The sequence below is a fragment of the Flavobacterium rivuli WB 3.3-2 = DSM 21788 genome (assembly GCF_000378485.1).
Classification (GTDB): Bacteria; Bacteroidota; Bacteroidia; order Flavobacteriales; family Flavobacteriaceae; genus Flavobacterium; species Flavobacterium rivuli.
The window spans coordinates 125,932-142,413 of sequence record NZ_KB899970.1 but is presented as its reverse complement, the minus strand read 5'-3'; the positions used below and the strand labels follow the sequence as shown (position 1 = coordinate 142,413).

Genomic DNA, 16,482 nt, shown 5'->3' with positions numbered 1-16,482 from the left:
TTTGTTTAACATTTAAAGTTTCAGGTTTAAAGTTACCCACTCAATCCTAAACGAACTGTCAGGAAACTTTATGCATTAAACTCTAAACAAATTAATCTATTGCTTTTACAACCTGTTTTTCAGCTTCCTTACGGGTACCATCAAAACCATCTACTCCACTCACGGTAGTATATTTAAGCACGTATTTCTTTCCCGGGTTAAGTTTGTTAAACACACTCTGGCACATTAACGTAGCCTCATGGAAACCACAAAGTATCAGCTTTAGCTTACCCGGATAAGTATTAATATCGCCTATGGCATAAATACCTTCTATATTAGTCTGGTAATCTAAGGCGTTGTTAACTTTAATGGCATTCTTTTCTATTTCAAGTCCCCAGTGGGCAATAGCGCCAAGCTTAGGTGTAAGTCCAAAAAGCGGAATAAAATAATCGGTTTTAATGGTGCTGTGTGCACCATCAATTTCTATATCCAGTTCTTCCACGTGCTCATCGCCACGAATGCCCGTAACTTCGGCAGGTGTAACAAGGCGAATTTTACCCTGTTTTTTAAGTTCCTGTACTTTCTCAACCGAATCTAACGCGCCACGAAACTCGTTCCTGCGGTGTACTAAAGTTACTTCAGATGCTACATCGGCAAGGAAAACACTCCAGTCAAGTGCAGAGTCGCCACCACCGGCAATAACAATTTTTTTATCACGAAAAAGTTCAGGGTCTTTTACAAAGTACTCCACACCTTTATCTTCATAAAATTCTATGCTTTCTATAATAGGTTTTCGGGGCTCGAAACTACCTAAACCACCGGCAATAGCCACGGCTTTGGCATGGTGTTCTGTACCTTTATTTGTAGTAACTATAAAAGTACCGTCTTCCAGTTTTTTTATAGTCTCGGCTTTTTCATTAAGTGTAAAACCAGGCTGAAACTGTTTTATCTGTTCCATCAGGTTATGCACTAAATCTCCCGCCAACACAGACGGGTACCCCGGAATATCAAAAATAGGTTTCTTAGGATAAAGTTCAGACAGCTGCCCCCCTATTTGCGGAAGCGCGTCTATAATGTGGCATTTAAGTTTTAGCAGTCCTGCTTCAAATACGGCAAAAAGCCCTGTAGGGCCTGCGCCTATTATAAGTATATCTGTTGTGATCATGGTTATATATGGTAAAAGCAATTTCAGGACAAAGATGCCTAAAATTGCTTTTAAAAATTATGATAAATATCAGTTTACCTGATGTATTTTATTGGGGCAAATTAGGCAATGTTTACCACTGTTTCTATTTGTGGTGCATACTTTTTAATAGTAGTCTCTACACCTGCCTTAAGCGTCATCTGGTTTACGCTGCAGCCCACGCATGCACCTTCCAGGCGCACACGCACATGCCTGTCATCTTCAATATCAATAAGCGAAATATTACCTCCGTCAGATTCTAAGAAAGGGCGAATTTCTTCAAGGGCTCTTTCAACACTGCTTCTAATCTCTTCTGTTGTCATTTTATTTCTTTTTTACAGCCGAACATCCGGCCATCGTAGTTATTTTAATCGCCTCTGATGGCGGAAGGTTATCATTCCTGTTTACCGTTTCCTGAACCACGTTACGGGCAAGCTCTTCAAAAATGGCTTCAAGCGGTGTTGCGGTTTGCAGGGCGGCAGGGCGGCCATAATCGCCGGCCTCGCGTATGCTTTGTACTATTGGCACTTCGCCAAGGAAAGGAACATCAAGGTCTTCGGCAAGGTTTTTTGCACCTTCTTTACCAAAGATATAGTATTTATTTTCAGGAAGTTCTTCCGGAGTAAAATAGGCCATGTTTTCTATAATACCAAGTACAGGTACATTAATACTGTCCTGACGGAACATTGCCACGCCTTTTTTAGCATCGGCAAGGGCAACAGCCTGCGGTGTACTTACAATAACCGCACCGGTAATAGGCAATGCCTGCATTATAGACAGGTGAATATCTCCTGTTCCCGGCGGTAGGTCAAGCAGCATAAAGTCAAGCTCGCCCCAGTCTGCATCAAATATCATTTGATTAAGGGCTTTACCTGCCATAGGGCCACGCCATATAACGGCCTGCTCCGGGCTGGTAAAAAAGCCTATAGAAAGTATCTCTACACCATAGCTGGTAATAGGCTTCATTTTAGATTTGCCGTCTACCATTATAGATATTGGCTTTTCCCTTTCTACATCAAACATTATAGGCATCGATGGCCCGTAAATATCGGCATCAAGAACGCCTACTTTAAAGCCCATTTTTGCCAGGGTAACAGCCAGGTTTGCCGTAACGGTACTTTTACCTACCCCACCTTTACCGGATGATACTGCAATTATGTTGCTAATGCCCGGTATAGACTTACCTTTAATTTCGGGTTTTTCCGGAGCTTCAACCTTAACGTTTACTTTTATCTTAGCGTCAGGATGTACTTTTTCCTGTATGGTTTTAATTATATCTGCCTCTGCGCGCTTGCGAATGTGCATGGCAGGGGTTTGCATTACAAGTTCTACCACAACCTCGTCGCCAAAAGTAAGCACGTTGCGTATAGCGCCACTCTCTACCATATTTTGCCCTTCTCCGGCAAGTGTAATGGTTTCAAGGGCAGTAAGTATTTCTTTTCTATCTAATTTCATTGTATATAACTTTCAATAACAGCCTATTATTTAGACTCGTTCAAAGTACAAAGATAGTATGAAAAGTTTATTTAGAGAAAGTTTTACCGGTTTTATACAAAGCAAAGGAATTATAAAATTACACACTGAAGTGTAGTGATTTTACAATTATGGGATGAAATTAAGTATTTTAAAATTCCAACTCCTTTGCCGGATCCCAAAAATATTTAGCAAAATCTACTATTTTGTAATCTTCCACCTCTATACCTTCACTTTCTAAAAGCTGCTGCATAAGGTTGGTACCCTCAAAATGATGCTTGCCGCTTAATAAACCTACTCTGTTTACCACACGATGTGCTGCTATATCATCATGGTTATGGGCAGCATTCATAGCCCATCCTACCATGCGGGCAGATCGTTTTGCCCCAAGAAAGGCGGCAATAGCCCCGTAAGATGTTACCCTGCCGTAAGGTATCTGCTTTACAACTGCATATACTTTCTCAAAAAAGTTAGAATTATCTGCCGCCATAATTTAAAGCGTTAGTAATGGTTTTTCCATATTTTTAGCAATGTAACTATTGCTACAATTCCCGTTATAGAACCTATTAAGTAATTTACATTGCGCATAAAAAATTCTGTTTTATGCTGAAACTTCTTAAAGAAGGCAATATACAGGTAGAACACTAAAAACGCACCACCCATTGCCCCGGTTACAAAAAAGCATATATAAAAGTTTGTAAAGAAAAATATTTTTACAGCCGAAAGCGATATGCTTAAAAATACATAAAAAGGTATAGGAAAAAAGTTAAGCGCAGATAATGCCATTCCTAAAAAAAAGTTACCTGTTTTGCTCCTTACTTTTACAACAGCATCGGCAGCTTTGGGCTTTTTCTTTTTAGCTATAAGTAAAAAGTATATGGTTAGTACAAAAAAGATGAGCACCCCAATTTCTTCCAGCGTATCTACAATATCCGGGCGCCTGTTAATAAGCTTAGCAAAAGTTACCGCAATGTACGATTGTAATAAAACTACTATAGCCGCGCCAACTGCAAAAATAAGCGCATTACGCCTGCCTTCAAGCAGGCTTATTTTTGCAGCCGTCATGTTTAATAACCCCGGAAGTAATGTTGTAGAAAATGCTACACCAAAGCCCACCAGTAAAGGGAGGATTACTTCCATATTATTTTATTTTAAACTTAATATATGTAATAGGCTTGTCTTTTTCTAAATACTGTGCCTCGTAAAATGTTTGTATAGCAGTAACAATCTCCGGCGCACCGGCATTATGGTATACATTATGGTTAGCATACAATACCTCGTGGCCGGCACCATGCAACAATCCAAGGGTGTAACCGTGCATAAACTCGCTATCAGTTTTAAGGTTTACCACACCATCTGCCTTTAGTATTTTTTTATAACGCTCTAAAAACTCAGCATTGGTAAGCCTGTGTTTGGTACGCTTGTATTTTATTTGCGGGTCCGGGAAGGTTATCCATATTTCAGACACTTCTCCATCGGCAAAAAAGTTTTCTATAAGTTCTATCTGCGTGCGCAAAAAAGCCACGTTATGCAGGCCATCCTCTACAGCAGTTTTTGCACCACGCCAAAAACGGGCACCTTTTATATCTATACCTATAAAATTAGCATCGGGGTAGCGCTCTGCCAGCCCTACCGAATATTCTCCTTTACCACAACCCAGCTCCAGTATAATAGGATTATCATTTTTAAAAAAATCACTATTCCATTTGCCCTTCAGGTTAAATGTACCTGCAACGGCTTCCTCGCGCGTAGGCTGTAAAACGTTGCCAAAAGTTTCGTTTTCCCTAAAGCGCCTTAATTTATTTTTACTTCCCACTCTTTAATTTAAATTTTTGGTAAAATTAACGAAATATATGGCAATCAAAATAATTTTAGATTGCAGTTATTAAATACTTATTAAAAACATAACAACCGGTGTACTTAAAAAAGAAAATTCTTGTTGCCCCACTCAATTGGGGGTTGGGCCATGCTACCCGTTGTATACCCATAATAGAGGCTTTAGAAAATCACGGCTACGAACCGGTAATTGCATCAAACGGTGCCGCCCTGGAATTGCTAAAGAAAGAATTCCCTTTACTTACAGCACTTGAGCTGCCCGAATACCATATTGAATACGCCAAGAACGGTGCATTTTTTAAACTAAAAATGCTGTTGCAAATGCCACGCATGTTTATGACGGTACACCGCGAAAATAAAACAGTGTGTGGATTTGTTAAAGAATACGGGTTATCCGGAATAATTTCTGATAATCGTTTAGGAGCCTTTTGTAAATCGGTACCGTCAGTATTCATTACACATCAACTTAACTTACTTACCGGTAACACTACCCGCTTAACATCTAAGATACATTCGTTTTTTGTAAAAAGGTATCTTGAATGCTGGGTACCCGATGTTGCAGGCAACAGAAACCTATCTGGCAAACTGGGCCATACCGAAGATGAAATATTAAACCTAAAATACATAGGCCCTGTAAGCCGCCTGCATAAAAGAGCTACAGAAAAAAAATATAATCTGATGGTTTTACTATCGGGCCCGGAGCAACACCGGGCATTACTGGAAGAAAAGCTTAGAAAGGAGCTTATTAATTATACCGGAAAAGTAATTTTTATTCGCGGCTTTGTAGAGCAGGTAGAAAAAGTTACGCAGGCAGATAATATTACTTATTATAACTTTATGAATACTGCCGACTTAGAGCAGGCATTTAACGAAAGTGAAATGGTACTGTGCCGTCCCGGATATACTAATGTTATGGACCTTGCCAAGCTGGGTAAAAAAGCTTTTTTTATACCCACACCTGAAGATGCAGAACAAATATATCTTGCCAAAAAATTAAAACGCTGCAACATGGCCCCTTTTGCCACACAAAAAGCTTTTAAAATTAGCGATCTTGCTAAAACCGACATGTATAAGGGGTTAAAAAATATAGAGTGTACTATAAAATGGAAAGACTTATTTAGTCTTTTCGAGGGTAAATGAAAACTCAGAACCCTTACCATGCTCACTTTCTACATACAGTTTTTCATCGTGGCCTTCTATAATATGCTTAACAATGGCAAGGCCAAGGCCGGAGCCACCTTCGGCACGTGCACCACTCCTGTCTACACGGTAAAAGCGTTCAAATAAACGGGGTATATGCCTGCGCTCTATGCCCTCGCCATTATCTTTTACACGTACTATAATTTTATTATTTACAAGATCTTCTATGCCCACCTCTGTAGTACCGTCATCACTGCCGTATTTTATAGAGTTTACCACAAGGTTTGTTATTACCTGTTGTATCTTATCCCTGTCGGCATATACCGTAATGGGCTTAATATACTTTTGGTCGAACATAAGCATGATACTTTTTTTATCGGCTTTCATTTCTAAAAGGTCGAAAACACTTTGTACAACGTCTACAATATTAAATTCTGAATATGATAAATTAAGGTCGCCCACCTCCATTTTGGTAATCATATCCAGGTCCTGCACTATATAAATAAGGCGTTCTACACCTTTTTCTGCACGTTGCAGGTATTTTTTGCGTAGAGTTTTATCGTTCATCGCACCATCAAGCAGCGTTAATATATATCCCTGAACGGTAAACAATGGTGTTTTAAGTTCGTGCGATACATTCCCGACAAATTCCCGACGATACTCCTCCTCTATTTTAAGGGTTTCTATTTCCCGTTTTTTATCGCGTGCATATTTTTCCAGCTCGCGGGTAAGCGTAGCCATATCTGTAGTGATAGATTTATTGCGAAACGTACTGGACTCAAGGAGCGAAATATCGTCGTATATTTTTTTTACCCTGCGGTAAATAAAATGCTCTACGCGGTATTGCAGTACAAAAAACGAAAAGAAAAAAAGCGAAATAGTGAGCAGCAGTATAAACTGCCAGTTTATTTCATAAAAAAATTGCATTAAACCCGCTACCAGTGCGGCAGCGAATAATGCAATATAACTTGCCGATTTTAAGGCAAAGCGGTATGATTTTTTAAATTTTATGGTCACAAAATTTCGAGCTTGTAGCCCACTCCTTTTATTGTTTTAAAAATGTCGTCTCCTATTTTTTCGCGAAGCTTGCGTATGTGTACATCTATAGTACGGCCACCCACAACAACTTCGTTACCCCATACTTTATCAAGTATCTCTTCTCTTTTAAACACTTTACCGGGCTTAGATGCCAGCAGGTAAAATAGTTCAAACTCTTTGCGCGGCAGTACAATTTCGCGGTCTTCCATTACAATTTTGTACTCTTCGCGATTTATTTCAATATTGCCAACCCTTAACACATCGGCTTTACTATCATCTTCTTTAAGCCTGCGCAATAATGCTTTTACTTTGCTTACCAGTAATTTTGGCTTAATAGGCTTAGCAATATAATCATCTGCCCCGGCATCAAAACCTGCCACCTGGCTGTAATCTTCGCTTCTTGCGGTTAAAAAGGTAATAATCACATTACTCAATTCTGGTACCTTCCTTATATTTTCTACAGCTTCCATGCCATCCATTTCGGGCATCATTACATCTATAATAATAAGGTGAGGAATTTCTTTTTTAGCCTTAGCAACAGCTTCTCTACCATTAACTGCCGTAATAACCTGGTAACCCTCCTGCGTAAGATTATATCCTACAATTTCCAGGATATCCTGCTCATCATCAACAAGTAAAATCTTGATGTCTTTTTTTTTCATATTGACACTCTGTGTATGTTTTGTGGCGGTAAAGGTAAAGATAATACAAAACCATGAAACGTGTTAACTATTATTTAATGTGTTAACAATTTAGTAATAAATGCCAAATCTAAACCTAACCATTATGTAACATTAGAATCAAAGTGCGGCATTTACTTTGCAGCAAAATTATAACACACGAAATGAAACTTAAATTTTTATTAATCGCATTCTTTACAATGGCCATGAGCTTTGCGCAAAGTAATGGTACCCTTACAGGAACTATTACCGACAAAGACATGAACAATGAACCATTACCTTTTGCAAGTGTATCGGTAAAAGGTTCAAGCATTTCTACTAACACTGATGAGAGCGGAAAATACACCCTGAGTGTACCGGCAGGAACTCACACCATTGTTTTTGGATTTTTAGGATACCAGACTGTAGAAGTATCAGTTACAATAGTAGCAGGCGAAACACAAACGTCAGACCAAATTTTAACATCGACCAGTGTACAGATGGAAGATGTTGTTATTGAGACAGTAAGAACAAGAAATACAGAAAGCGCCCTTGTACTGGAAATGAGGGAAGCTAAACAAATTACAAGTGGTATATCTGCCGAACAAATGGCAAAATCTACCGATAATAACGCTGCCGAAGCAGTACAGCGTGTTCCGGGTGTAACTATTGTAGATGGTAAATTTGTAATGATAAGGGGTCTTAGTGAGCGTTATAACAATGTATTACTAAATAACTCTATTGCACCAAGTACAGAAATTGATAAAAGAACTTTTGCTTTTGACCTTGTTTCTACAAGCTCGCTGGATAAAATGGTAATTTATAAAACAGGATCGGCAGATAAACCAGGCGATTTTGCAGGGGGTATAATTGCTATAACAACTGCCGAAAACACATCTGAGTTTACAAGGGTAAATGTAGGTGCAGGTTACAGGACAGGAACAACTTTTGATGATTACCTGCAAAGTGAAGGCTCTAACACAGACTTTTTAGGGTTTGATAAATCTTACAGGCCGTTACCAAACGGTTTTGGATCTAACGCAACAACAAGAATAGTATCTGACGCCCAGGCTCATGAACTGCCTAACAACTTTAACCCAACAAAAAGGACTGCCTTTTTAGACAGCAGGTTAGGCTTTAGCCTTGGCCGTAAAATAAATTTAGGTGGAACAAACAATAGCTTATTTACTATAAACTCATTGTCATATTCTAACACATACCAAGATTACAACAGGCAATTTACACGTTACTCTACCCTAAACCCGGGAGAAACTGTTGCTCCTAAATGGTTTGACTATCAGGATAAAACTTACCAAAACGAAATTAATACTACTTTATTCTCTAACTGGATATTGCGTTTAGGAGATAATACAAAAATTAAGTTTAAAAACCTTTTTAACCAAAAAGGCAGAAACGAAACTACTGTAAGGGATGGTAACAACTTTCTTGACAGGGGTAACGACATCCTTAAAAACTATTACCTGCTATACCAAAGCAGCACCCTGTACACAGGCCAGCTGGAAGGCGAACATAAATTAAATTCTAACAACACTTTAGACTGGGTTGTGGGCTACAATGACCTTACAGATAATGTACCAGACTTTAGAAGGTTCAGGACTTACAAGCAAACAACAGATGTTAACAGCCCGTATATTATGATAGACCCGCCTGCATCTAACCCATTTGATACAGGAAGATACTATGGCCAGTTAAACGAATACTCTATTAACAATGGTGCAAACTTTACCCATACTATTAAAAGAGTAAAAGGCGATGAAGAGCTAAGCGATATTATACTAAAAGCAGGTTACTATGCCAGCTATAGAAAAAGAGATTTTGCTGCGCAATATTACACTTACATCATTCCGGGATATGTTCCTTTTGACAGGGCTGAGCAATTAAGAAGGCTTCCTTTAACAGAAGTATTTAACAGCACTAATGTTAATAACCAGGACGGTTGGTCTTTAAGAGAGGGTACAAACCCTACAGATTCTTACAAAGCAGACAACACGTATCTTGCCGGTTATGTACAGGGACAATTTTCTGTAAACCGTTTTGATATTACAACAGGGGTACGTTTAGAGCAAAACAACCAGACACTGGATTCTCAAACTTATGCAGGCCCGGTTAATGTAAATAATAACGTTACATCTGTATTGCCATCGCTAAACGTAGGATACAGCGTAAACGAAAACTCTTTGGTACGTTTTGCTTATAGCAGGACGGTAAACAGGCCGGAATTTAGGGAACTTGCCCCATTCCTTTTCTATGATTATGTAAACGAAGCTAACCTTGTAGGTAATCCGGACCTTAAAACAGCAAAGATTGATAACATAGACCTTAAATATGAGTTTTACCCAAGCAAGAGCGAAACCGTAAGTATTGGTGCTTTTTACAAAAGATTTACAGACCCTATAGAGTTAACTACACAAATTGCAGGTAACCCACAGTTTGTATTTAACAACGCAAAATCTGCAAACAACTATGGTGTAGAGCTTGAAGCTAAAAAATCATTCAAGGGCTGGACAAACAGTACTATCATAGACCGCATGTCGGTAAACCTAAATGCATCATACATAATATCCGAAGTAGATCTTGGTGCAGCAGCAGTTGCACAGGTTCAAAAAAGGGCACTACAAGGACAGTCTCCTTATATTGTAAATGTTGCACTGGGTTATAAAGATGAAAAAGATTTTTCTGTAAACCTTATCTATAACAGGTTTGGCGACAGGATATTCTCTGCCGGAGACGTAAACTTCCCGTCAATTTATGAATTGTCCCGTAACAACCTGGATATGACCATTGCTAAAAAGGTAAACAATACCACATTTAAACTTGGCATTCAAAACCTGTTAAACGACAAGTACCGTTTTTATGAAGATTCTAACAGGGACGAAAAAATAAACACAAGCAAAGATAATGCAACATCTGTGCTTAAAAGAGGAACATTATTTAACCTGAATATTGCTTACAACTTTTAATTAATAAATAACACAATAATTAATTTTACAACTATGAAAAAAAGTTTTTTTTATCTTGCCGGCGTTGTTATGTCTATGCTTGCAGTAACATCATGTAGTGATGATGACAGCACTACAACTACTCCACCTGTTGCAGGAAGTGACCTTGTTGAACTAAGCGGAAACCTTGATACTCAAACATTAACTAAAGACAAAAAATACCTTATTAAAGGTCAGGTTTTTGTAAACGAAGGTAAAACTCTTACTGTACAACCAGGTACTGTAGTTTATGGAGACAAAGCTACTAAAGGTACGCTTATTATTGGTTTAGGTGGTAAAATCATGGCTGAAGGTACAGCTACAGAGCCAATTGTATTTACTTCAGCTCTTGAAGAAGGTACAAGAGACCGTGGAGACTGGGGTGGTATAGTACTTTTAGGTAAAGCTAAAGTAAACCAGGCAAGCCCTGCTATAGAAGGTATTACACCTGCTGTAGTTTACGGTGGTACAAATGATGCAGATAACTCTGGTATATTAAAATATGTAAGGGTAGAATTTGCAGGTATTGAATTAACTCCAAACAACGAAACTAACTCTATCACTTTAGGTGGTGTAGGTTCTGGTACTGTTGTAGAGTACTGCCAGACATCTTTTGGTGGTGATGACGGTTTTGAGTGGTTTGGTGGTGCTGTAAACGGCAAACACCTTATCGTATTTGCAACTTGGGATGATGCTTTTGATATCGACTTTGGTTTCTCTGGAAAATTACAGTATGCTCTTGACGTTCGTTACCCAAGTTATGCTGACCAGTCTGGTTCAAACTCTATCGAGGCTGATAACGGACCTAACGATAACGCTACAGATTTCCTTACAACTGCGGTAATATCTAACTTAACATCTGTAGGCCCACGTGCTGTAAGTACTCAAAGTGTTAATGCTAACTTCCAGCACTCTATGGACCTAAGAAGAAGAGTTGCCCTTAACGTAGCAAACTCTGTATTTGTAGGTTACCCAAGAGGTATCAGGTTCAACCAACAAACTGTATTTGACAACTACAATGCAGGTACTGGTATCCTTAAAAACAACGTTCTTGTTGCAGATCTTTTAACTTATGCTGTAGGTACAGGTATGACTGCCGATGCTGCTGCTGTAAAAGCACTATGGGAAAATGCTGCAAACGGTAATACAACTATTACAACTACAGATTTCCCTGCTATATACTCAGGTTTAGGCTTAAACACAAACATCTTCTTTGGTAGCAACACAAGAACTGCATATACTGCTAACCCTACATTTGCTGTAACATCTGGTACTTTAGCTACTGGTGCTTCTTTTACAGATGCTAAATTAGCAGGCTTAGAGAATGTAACTTACAAAGGTGCTTTTGGAGCTACAGACTGGACAGACGGTTGGGCTGAATTTAACCCTATCGCTAAAGTTTACTAAATAAAATAATTTTTATACATTTGAAGAGCTTAGTCATAACGACTAAGCTCTTTTTATAATTCTAAAGACTACCTCATGAAATATTTTTCATTTCTTTTTCTTATCCTTGCGCTATACTCATGTAAAAAAGAGATCCTTGTTACTGAGCCATCGGCACATATAACAAAAACCGAGCAGGAAAGCTTTAAATATTCTGTAATTCGCTATGTAGATGATTTAGCCTATAAAGCAACCGAGGCAACAAAGTTTGATACTATATACAACAAAGAGTATACTGCAAGGGCACAAAAAGCCGACCTTTTACATTATTATAAAGATAAAGATGGCACCGTTTATTTTGCAATTGCAAAAATTGCCCCAAGCCTTAAACTCAAAAAAGTTGCCACTATAGGAAAACTAAAATATGGTGCAGATGGCAAAATAGCAGAATATGAAGAGGCAATAAGAACCTGGAAAATGGAAGAGCCCGAGTTAAGGAAAAAAACAGCGATGCTTTTTGAAAAATATGTGCATGGCGATGACGTTTCTCCTTACTACACGGCAAACGCTAAAGGAGAATTTTATATAGAATTTCCTGATGCTAATACTTATTATGATAAAACAGCCCGCAGTTGGGCTGTAAAAAAATAATAAAGCAAATATATGCTTTGCTAAAACTGCCACAATAACATGTGGCAGTTTTTTTTATGCTAAAGCGCCTGTAAAACACAGTAAATTAAGCAGTATATTATTTAAAAAATAATTGTTTAACTACGTTTTAACTGACTGAAACACAGCAAAAATAAAAATGTTAAATAAAATGTATAGTTCACATTTTATTTGGTATGGTTATTGAAAATATTTTATACATTTACAACGTCAATCATTATCAATGAAGAAAAACTACTTTTATATCACTTTACTGCTATTCTTTTTGTTTTCCCTTGGGGCTGTTGCCCAGGAAAGCAAACAGGTTTCTGCTGCCGGAAAAGAAACTATAGAAGGGCTTAACATTTACCCAAACCCGGTAAGTGGCGACAGGATATATGTAACATCTAAAACGGCCCAGAGCAAAGATGTTATAATATATGATGTGCTTGGCAAAAAAATAATGCAGGCAACCATAACGGGTAAAGAGCTTAACATAGGCAACCTTACCCCCGGCGTTTATATTATAAAAGTTAAGGAGGGCGACGCTACTGCCACCCGAAAACTAATAGTTAAATAAAACTGTAAGTTAAAACTGTTATAAAACCCCTTGAATTAACCTTAATTTCACATTATAACACTTTTGTACTTGTATAATGTTATTATCTTTGCCCTACAGAATAAATTTATAGAAAAAAATTAAACACATGAAAAAACTTTACACTTTATCATTAAGCCTATTATTTGGTGCAGCTGCATTTGCACAGGATTTCACTGCAACTTATGATTTCGCAGGAGTAACTCAAACTTCTGGTACAACGGACCCTACCGCCGTACCAACTGCTACAGGAGTTACTTTTGGATCATTCAATGTTGTTAACCCGAATTTATTACCTACCGTTACTGGATCATCAGGACCTGGTCGTTTTTCATTCCCTAACCAACCACTTGGAGCTACAACTGCAGTTGATGATTATTCAGCTTTAACTGGCACTATAAATACAGGTGTTTACTATCAGGTAATAATCACACCAACTGCTGGTGCACCTTTAAATTTAACTCAACTTACATTTAGAGGACAAAGATCTGGTACTGGTGTAAGAACTTATGTTGTAAGATCAAGTGTAGATAATTTCGCTACAAATCTTCCTGTTTCAATTGACACTAATGCTAACGTAAGTGTTCAAGCAGGTAATGTGTTTTTCTGGACATTAGATGCATTTACACAAGGTGTAAATGGTCATACTGTAAACTTAAGTAACCACACTGGACTTACAACTCCGGTAACTTTCAGATTTTATGGTTATAATGCAGAAGGTGATGGCGGTAACTTTAGTATAGATGATGTTGTATTCACAGGTACTTCAGGTGTTGCTGGCGTTAAACAAAGCGAAATCGCTGGTTTAAAAGTATACCCTAACCCACTTACAGGTAACATCCTTAATGTAACATCAAGCAGCAACGCTGTAAAAACAGTAGCTGTATTTGATGTATTAGGCAAACAGGTTATAAACACTACAACTGCTAACGGCGAAGTAAATGCTTCTGCTCTTAACGCTGGTGTTTACATCGTAAAAATTACTGAAGCCGGTAAAACTGCAACTAAAAAACTTGTTGTAAGATAATTTACCCCTACATAAATTTATAAGGAGCCCCGCTAAACAGCGGGGCTTTTTTTTTCACAATAATTAAACTGCACGTTACATTATAATAATGTAAAATGTTAAATACATGTAAAATTTTTCCTAATTTTAAATACAACATAAAACCACCTTTTATTATGAAAACACGTTTATTATTTACAAGCATACTAATTGCCACGGGATTATTTACAGTTACTGCGCAAACCAATTCTGCAACAACCACAATAACCAGCAGGGGTCTTGAAGCAGGAACTTTAGGAACCGGGAATGCTTTTTTTGGGTATCAGGCAGGGAAAGTAAATACTGCAACTGGATTAGATAATACTTTTATTGGACATCAAAGTGGTCTAAATAACACTACAGGAGATAACAATGTTTTTTGTGGGAACAGTTCAGGCAGTTTTAATACAACGGGAAGGTTTAATACCTTTCTTGGACAGGGAGCAGGGGGCCAAAATACAATAGGAGCTGCAAATATTGCAATAGGCAATTATGCTGGAAATACAAATATTACTGGGAGTGGGAATATTTTTATTGGTAATGGCAGTGGCTGTGAAGATGTAGGAAATAATGTATCTGGAAGTATATTTATAGGTACATTAGCTGGATTCGCACAATGCACAAGCAATACATTAGTAATAGATCAAGGTGAAACTTACACCCCACTAATCTGGGGCGACTTTGCCAATGACCTTCTAAAATTTAATGGCAAAGTGGGTATAGGTTTGGGCACTGCGGCTTTCCCTACAACGGGTGGAGGGATAAACGTGGCTGCTTATAAGCTTGTGGTTAATGGCGGCATACTGGCTAAAGAGGTACGTGTGGCTACAACATGGGCTGATTATGTTTTTGAAGATACTTATAAACTTAAACCACTTGCAGAGGTAGAATGTTTTATACAAGAGAACGGGCATTTACCTAATGTACCTTCGGCCAAACAGGTTGAAGAAGATGGTATAGAAATGGGCAACATGGCAAAGATACAGCAGGAAAAAATAGAAGAGCTTACCCTGTATGCCATAGCACAACAAAAACAAATAGACCAACAGGCAAAAGAATTACAAGAATTAAAAGCACTTGTACTTAAAATGGCAGACAACAAATAATATACGTTTAATTAAAATATAATAATTATGAAAAACGTGTATTTATACTTAACGTTGTTTATGCTCATGGGCCTAAAAAGCTTTGGGCAGGCCGATGTGATTATCTGGATAGATAATAGTCAGTCTATTACTGATGCCGAATTTGTAAACATGAAAAGTTCTATAGAAAACATCATTATTAATGTTTTAGAGTGCAACGAAAACAGGGTTGCAGTTGTACATTACGGCGGCACCTATATTGGCGGCTTTAATCCAAAAATATACATAGAGTCAGATTTTACCAATAATGTAACTATTGCCAACTCATTTATTAGACGATCAGTTGGAACGTCAGATTATGCTCATGAAGCATTAGGATTAATTGGTAAGGCACTTGATAATATTTTAGATGCTAACATAATTAGTACTCAAAAAACGCTTAATCGCTCTGCATCAAACAATCTTGTAATATATATGTTTACAGATGCGTTTAGGGCATCTAGCCTCGCAGCCAGCTACCTTGTTAACCGTACTTCTAACCAGTTAAACACAAACGCTGCATTTACAAATTATACTGCATTTAAAAATAACAGACATGCAAAATTTGTAGTTACCCATATACCTCCTACTGAAGCATATAATGAATCATTAAATGCTTCGGCGGCAATATCCAGCTTTGGCGGTACATACACAGGTACCGTAGAATCATATCCTGCAGACCCTGATGGTCCGGGTGTATCGGGAAGGTATTTAATGGTTACAGACGATTTTAATTTAAGCATTGACGAAATAGATTCTATTACAGGATTTATATGCACCATATCAGACGGATGCCCTCCATACCTTACCTTGGTTTCACCTACCAACAATGTAACTTCGGGCATTGATAACAGACAAATAAAATACGATATAATGGCATCAAACACCATAAGCACATCTGCGGAAGCTAATTATTTAGCAGGTAATTCGGTATATTTAGGCTCTGATTTTTATACTGCAAATAACAGTTTATTTTTAGCAAAAATAAATGATTGCGAAACAGGAAATGCCAGCACATCGCGAAAAGCAGCACCTGAAAATAGCATCGAAGAAGTATTGGAAAACAAATCATTGTCTGTTCATCCAAATCCTGCATCAGGCAATGTTACAATTTCATCATCTAAAAATATAACCAATGTAACAATAACCTCTTTTGATGGTAAAACCATGTACAGCCAAAAGCTTCAGGACGACGTAACCACACATAGCATTACAATTACTGATTTTAAGCAAGGAATATATATAGTTAATATCACTATAGGAACCGGCGAAACTTTAACCGAAAGACTTATCGTTAAATAAACATTTATTATCATTTCATGAGCATCCCCTACTACAAACAGGGGATGCTTTTTATTTGTACTTTTGCTAAAA

General features: G+C 37.9%; 16 protein-coding genes. 8 read left to right on the top strand and 8 right to left on the bottom strand.

The annotated features are described in order from the left end of the window. Positions 1-91: 91 nt before the first annotated feature. The 6 genes from F565_RS0111620 to trmB all read right to left on the bottom strand — a co-directional run bounded on the left by F565_RS0111620 (position 92) and on the right by trmB (position 4,451). Positions 92-1,144, bottom strand: coding sequence for an NAD(P)/FAD-dependent oxidoreductase (locus F565_RS0111620; RefSeq protein WP_020213402.1), 1,053 nt, complete (start codon positions 1,142-1,144; stop codon positions 92-94). Positions 1,145-1,245: 101 nt separating this feature from the next. Further along, positions 1,246-1,485: a NifU family protein gene (locus tag F565_RS0111610; protein WP_020213401.1), complete on the bottom strand. Its 240-nt coding sequence runs from the start codon at positions 1,483-1,485 to the stop codon at positions 1,246-1,248. Position 1,486: 1 nt separating this feature from the next. Beyond that, positions 1,487-2,617 (bottom strand): Mrp/NBP35 family ATP-binding protein, encoded by a 1,131-nt coding sequence (locus F565_RS0111605; RefSeq protein WP_020213400.1) that lies wholly within the window; start codon positions 2,615-2,617, stop codon positions 1,487-1,489. A gap of 169 nt (positions 2,618-2,786) precedes the next feature. Continuing rightward, positions 2,787-3,125, bottom strand: coding sequence for an MGMT family protein (locus tag F565_RS0111600; RefSeq protein ID WP_020213399.1), 339 nt, complete (start codon positions 3,123-3,125; stop codon positions 2,787-2,789). Positions 3,126-3,136: 11 nt separating this feature from the next. Next, entirely contained in the window at positions 3,137-3,775 is a 639-nt protein-coding gene (locus F565_RS0111595; protein WP_020213398.1) for a LysE family transporter, read from the bottom strand. Between the two features lies 1 nt (position 3,776). Beyond that, on the bottom strand, positions 3,777-4,451 hold the full coding sequence (trmB, locus tag F565_RS0111590; RefSeq protein ID WP_020213397.1) for a tRNA (guanosine(46)-N7)-methyltransferase TrmB: 675 nt from the start codon (positions 4,449-4,451) through the stop codon (positions 3,777-3,779). A 98-nt stretch (positions 4,452-4,549) separates the two neighbouring features. Here trmB and F565_RS0111585 point away from each other — a divergent pair, with 98 nt between their 5' ends. Continuing rightward, the gene (locus tag F565_RS0111585) at positions 4,550-5,611 is read left to right on the top strand and encodes a glycosyltransferase (protein ID WP_020213396.1); all 1,062 of its coding nucleotides are present in this window, start codon (positions 4,550-4,552) and stop codon (positions 5,609-5,611) included. Here F565_RS0111585 and F565_RS0111580 read toward each other — a convergent pair. Both F565_RS0111580 and F565_RS0111575 read right to left on the bottom strand, forming a co-directional pair. Then, positions 5,585-6,628 (bottom strand): sensor histidine kinase, encoded by a 1,044-nt coding sequence (locus F565_RS0111580; protein ID WP_020213395.1) that lies wholly within the window; start codon positions 6,626-6,628, stop codon positions 5,585-5,587. The two genes, F565_RS0111585 and F565_RS0111580, sit on opposite strands and share 27 nt — an antisense overlap. Then, the gene (locus tag F565_RS0111575) at positions 6,625-7,311 is read right to left on the bottom strand and encodes a response regulator transcription factor (protein ID WP_020213394.1); all 687 of its coding nucleotides are present in this window, start codon (positions 7,309-7,311) and stop codon (positions 6,625-6,627) included. The genes F565_RS0111580 and F565_RS0111575 overlap by 4 nt, the downstream gene beginning before the upstream one ends. A 182-nt stretch (positions 7,312-7,493) precedes the next feature. Here F565_RS0111575 and F565_RS0111570 point away from each other — a divergent pair, with 182 nt between their 5' ends. The 7 genes from F565_RS0111570 to F565_RS0111535 all read left to right on the top strand — a co-directional run bounded on the left by F565_RS0111570 (position 7,494) and on the right by F565_RS0111535 (position 16,410). Next, entirely contained in the window at positions 7,494-10,289 is a 2,796-nt protein-coding gene (locus F565_RS0111570) for a TonB-dependent receptor (protein ID WP_020213393.1), read from the top strand. 33 nt (positions 10,290-10,322) lie between these two features. Continuing rightward, on the top strand, positions 10,323-11,714 hold the full coding sequence (locus F565_RS0111565) for a hypothetical protein (protein ID WP_020213392.1): 1,392 nt from the start codon (positions 10,323-10,325) through the stop codon (positions 11,712-11,714). A gap of 75 nt (positions 11,715-11,789) precedes the next feature. Beyond that, positions 11,790-12,344, top strand: coding sequence for a hypothetical protein (locus F565_RS0111560; RefSeq protein ID WP_020213391.1), 555 nt, complete (start codon positions 11,790-11,792; stop codon positions 12,342-12,344). Positions 12,345-12,585: 241 nt separating this feature from the next. Then, positions 12,586-12,921 (top strand): T9SS type A sorting domain-containing protein, encoded by a 336-nt coding sequence (locus F565_RS0111555; protein WP_020213390.1) that lies wholly within the window; start codon positions 12,586-12,588, stop codon positions 12,919-12,921. Positions 12,922-13,048: 127 nt separating this feature from the next. Beyond that, positions 13,049-13,966 carry a T9SS type A sorting domain-containing protein gene (locus F565_RS22380; protein ID WP_020213389.1) on the top strand — a complete coding sequence of 306 codons (918 nt, stop codon included), beginning with the start codon at positions 13,049-13,051 and terminating at the stop codon, positions 13,964-13,966. Positions 13,967-14,121: 155 nt separating this feature from the next. Beyond that, positions 14,122-15,090, top strand: coding sequence for a hypothetical protein (locus tag F565_RS0111540; RefSeq protein WP_020213387.1), 969 nt, complete (start codon positions 14,122-14,124; stop codon positions 15,088-15,090). Positions 15,091-15,117: 27 nt separating this feature from the next. After that, on the top strand, positions 15,118-16,410 hold the full coding sequence (locus tag F565_RS0111535) for a 3-coathanger stack domain-containing protein (protein WP_081621336.1): 1,293 nt from the start codon (positions 15,118-15,120) through the stop codon (positions 16,408-16,410). The last annotated feature ends 72 nt before the right edge of the window (positions 16,411-16,482 follow it).